Source organism: Vibrio sp. 2134-1, from assembly GCF_033339495.1.
Genome location: NZ_JAWOUS010000011.1, coordinates 16,060 through 29,165 on the forward strand (window position 1 = coordinate 16,060; position 13,106 = coordinate 29,165).

12 protein-coding genes are annotated in these 13,106 nt (G+C 43.4%); 6 read left to right on the forward strand and 6 right to left on the reverse strand.

Annotation, left to right across the window (positions count from 1 at the left end):
- Window positions 1-34 precede the first annotated feature (34 nt).
- The 4 genes from R7R78_RS13445 to R7R78_RS13460 all read left to right on the forward strand — a co-directional run bounded on the left by R7R78_RS13445 (window position 35) and on the right by R7R78_RS13460 (window position 5,183).
- Window positions 35-805 (forward strand): ABC transporter substrate-binding protein, encoded by a 771-nt coding sequence (locus R7R78_RS13445; RefSeq protein ID WP_005378437.1) that lies wholly within the window; start codon window positions 35-37, stop codon window positions 803-805.
- Between the two features lie 81 nt (window positions 806-886).
- Window positions 887-1,627 (forward strand): ABC transporter permease, encoded by a 741-nt coding sequence (locus R7R78_RS13450; RefSeq protein ID WP_005378436.1) that lies wholly within the window; start codon window positions 887-889, stop codon window positions 1,625-1,627.
- 3 nt (window positions 1,628-1,630) lie between these two features.
- Window positions 1,631-2,308 carry an ABC transporter permease gene (locus R7R78_RS13455; RefSeq protein ID WP_005378435.1) on the forward strand — a complete coding sequence of 226 codons (678 nt, stop codon included), beginning with the start codon at window positions 1,631-1,633 and terminating at the stop codon, window positions 2,306-2,308.
- Window positions 2,309-2,462: 154 nt separating this feature from the next.
- Entirely contained in the window at window positions 2,463-5,183 is a 2,721-nt protein-coding gene (locus tag R7R78_RS13460; RefSeq protein WP_225473780.1) for an ImpA family metalloprotease, read from the forward strand.
- Between the two features lie 96 nt (window positions 5,184-5,279).
- Here the strand turns inward: R7R78_RS13460 and xthA are convergent, their stop codons facing one another.
- The 5 genes from xthA to dinG form a co-directional block, all read right to left on the reverse strand.
- Window positions 5,280-6,086, reverse strand: coding sequence for an exodeoxyribonuclease III (gene xthA, locus R7R78_RS13465; RefSeq protein WP_005378433.1), 807 nt, complete (start codon window positions 6,084-6,086; stop codon window positions 5,280-5,282).
- Between the two features lie 95 nt (window positions 6,087-6,181).
- The gene (rsmS, locus tag R7R78_RS13470) at window positions 6,182-6,346 is read right to left on the reverse strand and encodes a pleiotropic regulatory protein RsmS (protein ID WP_137281831.1); all 165 of its coding nucleotides are present in this window, start codon (window positions 6,344-6,346) and stop codon (window positions 6,182-6,184) included.
- Window positions 6,346-6,891 carry a primosomal replication protein gene (locus tag R7R78_RS13475; RefSeq protein ID WP_225473782.1) on the reverse strand — a complete coding sequence of 182 codons (546 nt, stop codon included), beginning with the start codon at window positions 6,889-6,891 and terminating at the stop codon, window positions 6,346-6,348. The genes rsmS and R7R78_RS13475 overlap by 1 nt, the downstream gene beginning before the upstream one ends.
- Window positions 6,888-7,673: a sulfite exporter TauE/SafE family protein gene (locus tag R7R78_RS13480; protein ID WP_138940022.1), complete on the reverse strand. Its 786-nt coding sequence runs from the start codon at window positions 7,671-7,673 to the stop codon at window positions 6,888-6,890. Before R7R78_RS13480 ends, R7R78_RS13475 begins: the two co-directional genes overlap by 4 nt.
- 14 nt (window positions 7,674-7,687) lie before the next feature.
- Entirely contained in the window at window positions 7,688-9,763 is a 2,076-nt protein-coding gene (gene dinG / locus R7R78_RS13485) for an ATP-dependent DNA helicase DinG (RefSeq protein ID WP_053303240.1), read from the reverse strand.
- 514 nt (window positions 9,764-10,277) lie between these two features.
- On the opposite strand from dinG, the gene R7R78_RS13490 reads away from it, so the two are divergent.
- Entirely contained in the window at window positions 10,278-11,357 is a 1,080-nt protein-coding gene (locus tag R7R78_RS13490; protein ID WP_005378424.1) for a porin, read from the forward strand.
- A gap of 76 nt (window positions 11,358-11,433) precedes the next feature.
- Complete coding sequence (locus tag R7R78_RS13495; protein ID WP_017634732.1) at window positions 11,434-12,111, forward strand: DUF2057 family protein; 678 nt, start codon at window positions 11,434-11,436, stop codon at window positions 12,109-12,111.
- 85 nt (window positions 12,112-12,196) lie between these two features.
- On the opposite strand, the gene R7R78_RS13500 is transcribed toward R7R78_RS13495, so the two are convergent.
- The gene (locus R7R78_RS13500) at window positions 12,197-12,898 is read right to left on the reverse strand and encodes a pseudouridine synthase (protein WP_225473784.1); all 702 of its coding nucleotides are present in this window, start codon (window positions 12,896-12,898) and stop codon (window positions 12,197-12,199) included.
- Between the last annotated feature and the right edge of the window lie 208 nt (window positions 12,899-13,106).

Consider the following 13,106-nt stretch of genomic DNA (forward strand, 5'->3'; position numbering starts at 1 on the left):
AACGAAATAAAATAGCAATCACAGGAGTATGGAAATGAAAAAGTGGTTATTAGCAGCAACGATTGCTGCAACGGCAGTATCAGGTGTTGCCCAAGCGAAAGAATGGAAAACAGTTCGCTTTGGTATCGAAGGTGCTTACCCTCCGTTTAGCTGGACAGAAACTGATGGCTCAATAAAAGGCTTTGACGTAGACATGGCAAATGCACTCTGTGAAGAGATGCAAGTGAAGTGCAAAATCGTCGCTCAAGATTGGGATGGTATTATTCCTTCTCTGCTTGCACGTAAGTACGATGCCATCATCGCAGCAATGTCTATCACTGAAGAGCGCAAGAAAAAAGTCGATTTCACTGGCAAGTACGCACAAATTCCAAATAAATTTATCGCTAAGAAAGGTGCGGGTCTAGATTTTGATAATCTTAAAGATGTCAAAATTGGCGTGCAACGTGCGACGACACATGACAAGTACTTAACTGACAACTACGGCGATGATGTTGAAATTGTGCGTTATGGCTCTTTTGATGAAGCGTATCTTGATCTAGAAAATGGTCGAATTGCTGCCGTTTTAGGTGATGCTTCTGCTCTAGAAGAGGGTGTGATCAACAAAGCAGGTGGCGAAGCTTATGAGTTTGTTGGACCATCGTTAACCGATCCAAAATGGTTTGGCGAAGGTATGGGTATCGCTGTTCGTAAACAAGACAAAGATCTAACGAAGAAACTCGACGCAGCAATTATTTCACTACGTGAGAAAGGTGTTTACCAAGAAATTGCTGGTAAATACTTTAACTACGATGTGTACGGTGAATAAACCGTAATTAAGCGACCGTTGGCTTGTTCCTAGAAGTAGTCAACGGTCGATTTTTTGAGTTTAGGGATTAGGAACTCACCTATGCTAGATTTACAAGGATACGAAGCTTCGATTTTGAAAGGAGCTTTAGTAACAATAGAAGTTGCAGTGCTTTCACTCATTCTCGCCATGGTCTTAGGCATGCTTGGCGCATTAGCTAAGTTAGCGCCTTACAAATGGGCAAGGGCGATTGCCACTCTTTACACCACCGTCATTCGCGGCATTCCAGATTTGGTTCTGATGATGCTAATTTTCTTTGGTGGACAAATACTTTTAAATAACAGCCTTTACTCCATCAACGAAACGCTCAACGAGTGGTTTGCCTCGAGTGATCCAAACCATGAATGGACGTCTTACTTACCTGATTATATTGATGTCAGCCCATTTATTGCTGGTGTACTCACGATTGGTTTTATCTTTGGCGCCTACATGGCGGAGACTTTTCGTGGAGCGATCATGGCGGTGGACAAGGGTGAATTAGAAGCGGCGAAAGCTTATGGGATGAGCTCTGCTTTATCGTTTAGAAGAATCTTACTTCCTCAGATGATTCGTCATGCATTACCTGGATTTGGTAATAACTGGTTAGTGTTACTTAAGACCACAGCGTTAGTTTCCATTATTGGTCTGGATGACATGGTGAGAATGAGCTCATTGGCAGCAGGTACGACCAAAATGCCGTTCACCTTTTACATGGCTGTCGCGCTCATCTTTCTATTTTTTACCAGCGTTTCGACCGGGCTACTCAAGCTTGTTGAGCGTAAGTTCAGTATTCATGCGAGGTAAGTTATGGACTTTTCTTTGATTATTGAAAGCTTTCCAACTTATCTTCAGGGACTTTGGACAACAGTTTGGTTAGTGGGATTAGCGTTGGTTATTGGCTTGTGTGTCTCTATCCCATTAGCCGTGGCACGCAATAGTACCAATTACGCTCTAAGCTTACCTTCTTGGGGATTCATTTACTTTTTCCGTGGAACGCCGCTATTGGTTCAGCTGTATTTGATTTACTACGGCATGGATCAGTTTTTCCCTGTGAAAGATACCTTGTGGGAGAACGCTTGGTTCTGTGCTTTGGTCGCTTTTATTCTGAATACATCGGCTTACACCGCAGAAATTATTCGTGGTGCGATTAATGGTTTGCCGAAAGGTGAGGTGGAAGCTGCGAAAGCCTATGGCATGAGTAAGTTTATGACATACAGACGTATTATCTTGCCGAGTGCATTGCGTCGAGCATTACCCGCTTATTCCAACGAGGTCATATTTATGCTGCACGGAAGTGCAGTCGCGGGCATCGTTACCATCATGGATTTAACTGGTGCTGCGCGTCTAGTTAACTCGCGCTACTATGCACCATTTGAGTCTTTCCTGACGGCGGGGCTGTTCTACATGGCACTGACGTTTATGATCTTGTGGTGTTTCAAAGTGGCAGAGAAGCGTTTCTTAGCTTATCTGCGTCCTTTAAGCTAATTATCAATAGAGGCAATAGCATCGGAGTGGGTGCTATTGCTTTTGATAATTTTGTTATCTTCATTCCTATTTTTTCAGTCGATGTAAAAGACTCTTTCTTATTATTCATCAACTTACATTAACATTCGGTAAACTCATTGTTTAGTAAGTAAAAATGAAAAAAACAATTCTATCGTTGGGCATTGCCGCCTTAGCCACAGGATGTGGTGGGGGAGAGGGAGAATCACAACCTAATGCTCAAGTAAAACCAACGCCAGCTCCAGTTCAACAAGCTCTTGAAACTGGTAATGCACTGCTCGTTTCTGACCCGAGCGAATTCATTCGTAAAAGTCGTCAGGTTGTAGAAGCTCACAAGATGCAGTCGAATACGATCAAATCTGCAATTGCGAAAAACCTTTCAGGTCTTTATTGGGATCCAACCCATGATGCCGCGATCTTGGCACCTCAGTATGGCTTCAACGACACCATCTTGATGACCAATAAGGCCATGGCAAGCGGTTACAAAGATCAAGCTCTGTCAATTGGCGTTGCCGGGGAAAAGTCTAATGGTCAACGTTACGCACTATTAGGGAGTAACCCATTTAGAACGGCACAACGTTTTCCCGACTCTTCCAACTCTGCGATGACGCAATGGTTAAGTAACCTGGTCACTTGGTTGTCGGGCGGAGTTACTTCAAACGTCGTCATCGCGCAAATGGATCAGTCTTATTACTTTCCGGATGAGCAAGCGACTCGGAATTGGCTGAAAGACAATGTTTCACAAGAGTTGGCGTTTAACGAGGCCAACCTATGCGATGGTTCGAAGCTACTTAACTGCTTGCAAACCAATACTCCAAACTTATTGATCTTGTCACAGCATCTGCAATCTGGAGATACCAACAAACCAGTACTCGAAGCTTTGGAATACGCTGAGCAAGCCCAAATTCCTGTTCTATACCTGCATTGGGATGGAGGACTAACTGATCTTGGCCAAGACATTTTGGAAAAATTCCATGTTGATTATGTGGGAGATAACTATTGGCGTAAGTTAGGCTTGGTCGACTGGGAACCTTCATCGTTGATGAACGTTGTGCCGGACTCTGTCATCACACAACAAGCGCTGTTGTCTCGTTTTGAATCTCAAAATTTCAACGTTGACTTGTCAAAGTGTGATGACAAATCCTGCCCTGACACTGCGAATATGGACAGTCAATTTTATGCAGGGGCAAACAGCATTCGCCATTGGTTGCAAAAGCTTGATGAACTAAAAGTAGATTTGTTTAATCAAAACGGCTACCAATACGAAAAACTCATGGTATTGCTGGCTGATCATTATCGTCAAACGGTTGTCTTCCCGATGGACAAACAATCAACCCAAACGACCGAATTCCTAAAGTCGTACTTTGCCGATTACGTGCAATACAACAGCCGAAGCGTAAACCCAAAACAACCAAATATGGGGAACTTCAGCCGTAGTGAGTTTAGCCCTGACATAAAGAGAATCAGTGCAACGATTAATATGGAATCAAAGCGTAACTTCCGTTCGGCTGGTGTGTATGCGCTTCCTGGGGAAACCTTTACGGTTAAACGTAATGACAGCAATGATGTGGCGACTAAGATTGTCATCAACACTTTAAGAAGTGGTGCAACTCATGAGTTCAGCAAAGATGGATACACGCGACCAAAACTGCTGACTTCATTCGGCTATGAAGTGAAGCCGGGTGAAACCATCACGCTGACTTCTCCTTATGGTGGTCCAGTACAGGTTCACTTTGACAAAAATGATGTTCCGGTTGAACTGAAATTTAATCATGTGGCACAGCATCCAGTTTGGAGAAGTGAGAAGGACAACGACGCTTTTATTCAACAGTTAGAAGCCAATTTATTCGATTGGGCTGAGCTGATCACTCCTGGGTTTGAAGTACACTCAAAGCGCGACAAAATGTTGGAGTCGGTCAACGATGAAATGTGGTCTACCCCTTCGGAAATGGCGCTTGCAACAGAAGAATATGTTCACAACTACCCGCATGTGCTGGCAGGTTTCCAAGGGCCGGGCATAGATGAAGTGCCTGAAATTATTCAATACGCCCAAAACCAAGGTTGGGAAATCGCCAATATTGATATAGTGAAGCACATGAACGCTGACCAAGCGACGTGTGGTTATGGTTGTTCGGGTAACCCTTACGATGCTTACTGGTCATTCAGCCCACTCGGTCACGGTGATTTACATGAGCTTGGTCATGGTTTAGAAAAAGGTCGATTCCGATTTTCAGGCTGGGAAGGGCATTCAACGACCAATTACTACTCGTATTATAGTAAGTCTCGTTTCTTCCAGAATACGGGGAAAGTTTCAACTTGCCAAACCTTGGATTTCAAAGGCCAGTTTGAATTATTGCAAGCTAGCCGAACTCAAGCGGATCCAAACGCATACATGGCTGCGCAAAATCAAACCAGTTGGAGTTGGGGCGCTCGTGTTTACATTCAAATGATGATGGCGGCGCAGCATGAAGGTGTGCTTAAAAATGGTTGGCATTTATTGGCGCGCTTGCACCTGATTGAACGTGAGTTTAACCGCTTAAAATCGGACGATGCGCTTTGGGATGAGAGACGATTGAGCATTGGTTTCGCCAACTACTCTCGGGAAGAAGCAAATAGCATCTCGAACAACGACTGGTTACTTATTGCTCTGAGCAACATCTCTCAGCGAGATATGACTAACTATCTCGATATGTGGGGGTTCTCGTTCACAGAAAAAGCGAAACAGCAGGTTGTGGCGCTGAATCTACCGCCGATGCCGCTCACTTACTTTGCAAGTAGTAATACAGGCTACTGTCTGAACGAATTTGCTCAAACACCGATAACTATTGATGGTCAAACGGTTTGGCCGCTGAATTAGTGATTAAGTGGTAATTTGTATGAAAAAGGGAGACTGAGTCTCCCTTTTTATTGGACTAAGCTTAGCGTTGAGTCTCGCTTATAGCTTTGCAATATATTACTTAAATGTTGACCAGATTGGTGCGTGATCTGAAGGCTTCTCGATACCACGAAGCTCATAGTCGATACCAGATTCAATACACTTTTCCGCTAGAGAAGGGGTTGCCAAAATGACATCAATTCGTAGGCCACGGTTATCATCAAAACCGCGAGAACGGTAGTCAAACCACGAAAATTGATCGTTCACCTCTGGGTATAGCTTACGGAAGGTGTCCACAAAGCCCCAGTCTAGTAAGGTTTTCAACCATTCGCGCTCTTCAGGTTGGAATGAACATTTACCTGTTTTTAGCCAACGTTTACGGTTTGGCTCGCCGATACCGATATCTGCATCAATAGGGCTGATGTTGATGTCACCCATAACAATCAATTGCTCGTCGTTATTGTGATGATCGTTTAGGTAGGTCATCAGATCTTTATAGAATTGGCGCTTGTATGGGAATTTGGTTTCGTGGCTGATGTTATCCCCTTGAGGGAAATAGCCGTTTAGCACAGTGACCTTTTCGCCGTTTTCATTTAAAAACGTTGCCATGATCATGCGCTTTTGATGTTCCTCGTTATCCGTCGGGAACCCTTTTTGTACGTGTAGAGGCTCTTGCTTACAAAGCATTGCTACGCCGTAATGTGCTTTTTGACCATGGAAATACACTTTGTAGCCCATGGCTTCGACAGCTTCAATCGGGAATGCTTCATCGTGAACTTTAATTTCCTGAAGACCAATCACATCAGGTTGGTGTTTGTCGATTAGCGCTTGGAGTTGGTGCAGTCGCGCACGTAGTCCATTGATGTTAAAGCTGATTACTTTCATTATTTATCCTTTTGGGGGCGTACTTTTTTATGAATAGTATCATTGTGTAAGAGCACTGAAAATGAGTCTCGGTGAAAGGATTGAAACGCTCTGAGCTACTTTGCTTTTAATTTGTTTTCTAAGTCGTTTTGCACGATCTTTAAAGCGTTAAGCGCAACTTCTGGATCTATCTCATTGCTCTCAAGCAAATAGATTAAATCGACAGCCAGTTTGATCTCTTCAGGTGCGTCATCTAAAGGCGAGGTTGTTTGGTCAGCCATTATTGATGTTTTTCCCTATGTGTAATTTGGTTCTCTAGCTTAAGAAGTGCTGCTTCACAACGCGCTAAACGTTGCTCGGTTGCTAGTAATACTTTTTGAGCGTCGGCACGCATAAAACTAGGAGCGCTTTCGACAGCACGTTCTTTTTCTAACACCATCTCGCGCAAGCGTCTTGCCCACTCTTGGTGTTGAGCGAGTTCTTGATAAAGCACGTTGATAGGCTTGCGGAAATGGCTGCTATGTTTGATTTCATTCTTACGAATTTTAGTGGTAGAAATCTCGCGTTGAATCGCACCGATTTGCGCCACTAACCGTTCAGTGAGGTACTCAGCACGCAAAGCGGTGAGCTTACCTTCATTTTGCTCATGCACAATCGCATCCAGCGTCGCTTTTGCTTCTTTTACGCAAGGAGTAAGTAAGCGAGAGCGGCAACCAAATAAACGCTCATCAAAAAGCGGAACATGATGTTCGCCTCTTTGACGGTCAAGAACAGCGGCTTGCTTCGCCATTTGTTCTAGATTTTCCTGGAGTTGAGAAATGTTCATGACAAACCTACAAACCATGCGTCATAAGCCAATTTAATGGCTAGTATGCTGACGACAGTAACAAATACAGGACGAATGAATTTAGAACCAAATCTAATAGCGGAGTGCGCGCCAACAAAAGCACCAGCCATTAAACATACTCCCATTGTTAAGCCTAGCACCCAGTTGATATGTCCGAGGAATGCAAAAGTGATCAAAGAGGTAAAGTTACTGGTAAAGTTCATTGCTTTTGCTAAGCCAGAGGCGAGCAAGATATTCAGCCGGTAGAGCGCCATTGAACTTACTGTCCAAAAAGCCCCAGTTCCAGGCCCTGCGAGTCCGTCGTAGAATCCGATTGATAAGCCTTGTATGTACTGTTTTTTATGAAGTTTGGGGCAAGGCTCGGGTATTGGACTTTGATGAGCAGAGTGGGGTGTTTTATGAAAAACGGTATACAACGCTGCCGCCAAAATAACAAGCGGCAATCCTTTTTCCAGCCAATCCGTACTAATCGCATCTACAAATAGCGTACCTAATGTCGCTCCGACGAGTGTTGCCACGAATGCGCGCCTCCAGCATTGAGGTTTGAATAGACGTTTTTTGTAGTACGTAAATGCTGCAGTAGAAGAAGCAAAGGTAGCGGCAAGTTTATTGGTGCCTAGTGCAATATGAGGCGGCAAGCCTAGCGAAAGTAGAGCAGGTACGGTAAGCATGCCACCACCACCGGCAACTGCATCAATAAATCCTGCGACAAAAGCGACAAGCGCCAACACCAACAGCATGGTTGGCTCAATCATTTCCATAAATGGTGATTCTTCTAATATTCTATTTTACGTTTAAATGGAGGTAGTGAGTCGATTAAGGCTTGTCCGTATCGCTTAGTGACTAGGCGTCGATCAAGAATCGTTACTCTACCAGAATCTCTCTCTTTACGCAGTAAGCGACCTACGCTCTGGATCAGCTTTTTGCTTGCGTCAGGTACAGTTATTTGCATAAACGGGTTTCCTCCTTTTTTCTCGATGTATTCGGAATGAGCCTGCTCAACAGGGGAGGTTGGAACACCAAATGGAATTTTTGTAATCACCAAGTTTTCAAGTAATTCGCCAGGTAAATCTAGCCCCTCAGAGAAACTGCCAGTACCAAATAAGATGCTGGTTTTATTTGATTCTATTAATTTTTTATGTTTTTTTAGAATTTCTTGACGTGAGCTTTCACCTTGAACTTGCAACGCCCAGCCTTTTTTTATGAACTCCGAAGAGAGTGCCTTCGCGACTTGGTTCATCTGCCAATAGGATGAGAATAATACTAAGTTGGCTTTCTTGTCTTCCAAGTACTTAGGCAATATCTCGATAAGATATTCAGTAAATTGAGGCGCTGGTGGTTCATATTTCATCGCAGGGATGAGCAATTCTGCCTGGTTTTGGTAATCGAATGGTGACGCAAGCGCTAAAAACTGAGTGCCTGATTCTGGTTTTCCATCAATACCAACCTGATGGCAAAAGTAATGGAAAGAGTTTAATGCACGCATCGTTGCGGAAACCAAAATGGCGCCAATACATCTGCTCCAAATCTGTTGGTCGAGTTGCCATCCAATTTCAAGTGGCGAAACACTCACAATGAAATCACCCTCGCGATCGGGGTGGGTTTCTAACCAGCGAGCTAAAGGCGCACCTTTTTCACGAGTTGGTTCAGCCATTAAATGCCATACTTGCGCTAGGTTTTCTAACCTTTGAATGTAGAAACCGAGCTCTGCAAGCGCTGGTTCAGCCAACCTTGTCGCAAGCTCCCCGTCTTTTACTCTTTCCGCAATAAGGTCGGCAATTTTTGCCACACTCTGATTTGCTTTTTTACTGAACTGTTTTAGTTCTTTGGATTGGTTCTCTAGCCACTCAGGTAGTTCACCGTGTTCGAAGCGGTAGATACCCTCTTCAAATTGAGCTGGGTCGAACTGTTTGGGCAATTGAGTCAGTGCCGGTATCAAGTTCTGAACCGCGTCTTGAAGGTCGTTGCGAAATCGAGCTACGCGTTTCTCGTCTGCGAGTGATGAAAACTTACTAATCGACTGATTTAACTTCTCAAGCCATGCTGCCGCGCCTTTTAAACTCGCAGATGCTGAAGCATGGTCACGAGCGACGTGAGGTAAGTGATGTGCCTCGTCGAAGACGTATATTGTATTTTCTGGCTCAGGTAAAATCACGCCGCCACCTAAATCTGCGTCTGCCATGACGAGAGAGTGGTTAGCAATGATGACATCGTTTTTATCCAACTCTGAGCGCGCTTTTTGGAATGGGCAGCCGCGGTGGCCTGGTAAACTGTTATTGCAACTGTGTTTATCACTGACAATCAGTTGCCAAAGCTTATCGTCGATGGGTTTAGGCCAAGAATCACGGTCACCGTCCCATTTACCTTGCGCAAGAGAGCGATGCATTGTTTCTAACAGCTCTATATCTTTTTGCTTAGGTTTGGTTTCAAACATGGCTAACTGGCCACCATCAGCACCGCTAGCAGTGGCGAGCTTTTCTGCACAACAATAGCGTTGACGGCCTTTTGCCAAAATAAAAGAAAACTCTCGGTCGGTAATCCGACGAAAAAGAGGGAGGTCTTTATTTATGAGCTGCTCTTGCAGAGCGACGGTCGCCGTTGAGATAACCACTTTCCTATTGTTATGTACAGCCACGGGAATGGTCGCCATTAGATAAGAGAGCGATTTACCAATTCCAGTCCCTGCTTCTGCAACGAGTATTCGGTTAGATTTGTGATACTGACCGCACAGCGTTTTTGCAATCTCTGCAACAAGGTAGTTTTGTGCTCTTCTAGGCACAAAGTTATCAAGTTGATCTTGAAGGTTTTGATAGCTATTACGAATCGATTTTTGAATGTTACTGGTCAGCATACGGGCCTCAAATGCGTTGGAGGCGAATAGTAGCACACATCACTAGTTGTACAGTAGTTCACAAAACGGAATGCTTTTATAAGGAATGTAGATCTCCTTCACAAAAAAATATTGAACCTTATCTTAATGAAATTAATTTCATTATATGAAAAATATAAAACTCCAACTTGGTCTGATTTGTAGGTTTTTATTCTTTTTTTGTTTTTTTAAAATTTACTTATTGGATTAAAAAACCATTTGTTAATAATTTTGTAAATTACAAATAATAATGGGGATTGGTTAGATGTTCGTCGAATAAATAAAGGTAAACTTATTAAGCTGTTGTTTTGTAATGGTATTTTGTTTTTTTTACATTGGTATTTAGAAAATTTGACAGCTAGAATAATCTTTTGCACTCTTAGCTCCAGATTTTGAGGAGGTGCTGTATAACGTTTTGTTAACGCTCTACCTCAAACATATAAAAAAGGGAACCGGACAAGGATATCCCGAACTAAGAAAAGGCAGTGGATTAATTATGAAAAAAACTCTATTAGCACTAGCTGTAGTTGCGTCTGCAACTTCAGTGAACGCAGCTGAAGTATTCAAATCTGAAGAAGGTTCTGTAGATTTCTACGGTCAGCTACGTCCAACTCTTCTATTCACAGAAAAAACTGATCACACAGCAGAGCTAAACACTAGCTCTTCTCGTACTGGTGTGAACGCGGTTTACGTTGTTGACGAAAGCCTAAAAGTTCTGGGTGAAGTTGAAATCGGTGTTGCTCTAGGTGACAACTACGACGCAGGTGCTGATTCAAGCGAGCGTACAGATGACTCTGTATACGTACGTCGCCACATCATCGGCTTTGATATGGGTGATATGGGTACTCTTCGCTTCGGTAAAGAAGGTACTTGGGCTGATGACGTATACTTCGCAGATTACTCTTACTTCTTCGGTGGTAACGCAGCGGAAACTGCATACGGTCACGCTTGGAACAACGATTCTCAAATCAAATACGCTTACGAAAATGACGCATTCTGGCTAAAAGCTGGTTACGCGCTAGGCGAAAAAGATTCTAACGAAGAAGTACTAGAAGTATTCGTTGGTAAATCTTTCAACGACCTATCTCTACACGCTGGTGTACTTACTGCGAACAACGACATCAACGTAACTAAAGAGAAAAAACTAGTTCTTAATGGTGTAGAGCAAACAGTTTCTCACACAGAGCGTACTGATAACGAAAACCTATCTTTTGAAGTAACTGCTGAGTACGCACTAAACGAGCACACTCTAGGTGCTACGTACTACTACAACGAAAACGAAGATAAGCTAGGTAAATCAACAGTTGATTCACACTACATCGTTGTAGCTGGTATGTTCGCTGTTGCTCCTAAAACAACTCTATACTCTGGTTACGAGTACCTAGCTCAGTCTACTGACGAAGCAGGTAAAGTAGACGCAGACTCTTCTTGGTTCTACGCTGGTGTTGAATACAAGTTCTCTAAATGGGCACGTGTATTCGCAGAAGCGGGTTACACTTTCGAAGGTACTGACTTCGACAACAAAGACACAGACGACGCAACTAACTTCGGTGTTGGTGCTCGTTTCTACTGGTAATCAATACCCAGTTTGATATTGTAAGACCCAGCTATATGCTGGGTCTTTTACTATGAAGATAAGGATGAAAAATTCTATGCAGTTATCATTAAAAGTGGCAATGGCACTGTCTATTTTTGCCAGTACAAACCTCTACGCTGCAACGACTTTAGTGGTTCCAGAAGACGTGAAGTTATTGGCCGTCAACATGGAGAAGCCAGATCTAGAAGGTGGTCTTTTTTCTAGTGAGAAGACAATCGAACTACCTGACGGAACGAATCAAATTGTCTTCAAATATCAACCTACATTCGAAATTAACGAAAACCTTAAGACGGTTTACAGTGATGTAATCGTTGCTAAATTTGATGCTGAAAACGAAAAGCTAACGTTTGAACTGCCAGAGTTTAAAACTCTTCGCCAAGCGCAAAACAACATCTCGCCTCTAGATTGGCAATTACTGGATACCAAAGGCCAACCTATTGCTTTGGTCGAAGATGTATTAGAGTCAGATGGTGTTCAAATTGGTCGTAATTACCCTCAAGAATCTCGTAACTACAATATTGCTGGCGGTATCGCGAGTGTTGCCGTTAGTTATGTAACTGTGAATCAGCATCAACAATCAGTAAGTGATATCGAGCCTCGAGTTGAGACTAGTGATACCCGTTCAACAGCCGCATCGAACGACAGCCCAATGGTTGATGTATTAAAGACTATGTACCAGAAAGCGTCTCCGGCGGAAAAAGAGGCATTTAAAAACTGGCTTGCTGAGCAGTAATCCCTTAGTTCATTAGATAGGGCTTAACTGAAAAAGTACGAATCTAAAAAGCAGGCTTTAAGCCTGCTTTTATCTTTTCTGCTTATTAGAGAGAGATTTCTCTCCATTCACCAGGCATTAGGTCGTTAAGGACGATATCACCCATCGAATGACGAATGAGGCGCAAAGTAGGGAAGCCAATGTGCGCAGTCATGCGACGCACCTGACGATTTCTTCCTTCGATAATGGTAATGGCTAACCAAGTGGTAGGGATATTTGCGCGAAAACGAACCGGAGGAGTTCTGTCCCAGACTTGTGGTTCTGGAATAACTTCAACTTCGGCTGGTAGAGTCATACCATCTTTTAGCTCTACTCCCTTCCTCAATTTTTCAAGATCTTGCTCCTGAGGAGCGCCATCGACTTGAACCCAATAAGTCTTCGGCGATTTTGACTTTGGCTGCGTTAACTTCGCCTGCAAGATGCCATCGTTAGTGAGTACCATCAAACCTTCGCTGTCTCGGTCCAATCGGCCAGCCGCATAGACATTTTTGATTGGGATATAGTCCGCTAACGTTTTGCGACCATCGCCATCGGTAAATTGACTGAGCGTATCGTAAGGCTTATTGAAAATAATGACTTTACGATCTTTAGGGGCCACTTTTGGCTTTTGGCTTTTTGTTGGGCGATTAGGGCGGCGGTCTTGCTGAGTACGAGTCTTCGAGCCATTGCGAGCTCCTGAGTGTTTAAAATGGTCCGTTTTAGACTGGTTACGACTGCGACCTTTTTCCTGACCTGTACGAGATGACATGTTAACTACCCTGCAAAAATGTAAATGAACTGTGTTTGAAAGTTTTAAGTTTTCTCATGATCGGATATGATTTGCGCGCCTAAAACTAACAAACGCGCACAGAATGATAGACTAATTCGTGTTATTTGTTTAATTATATCAGTGCACTCATGGATTCAGAGCTTAGAGCTTCAAACTACAACAAAGAGTGCGAACCGCATGTGGCGTT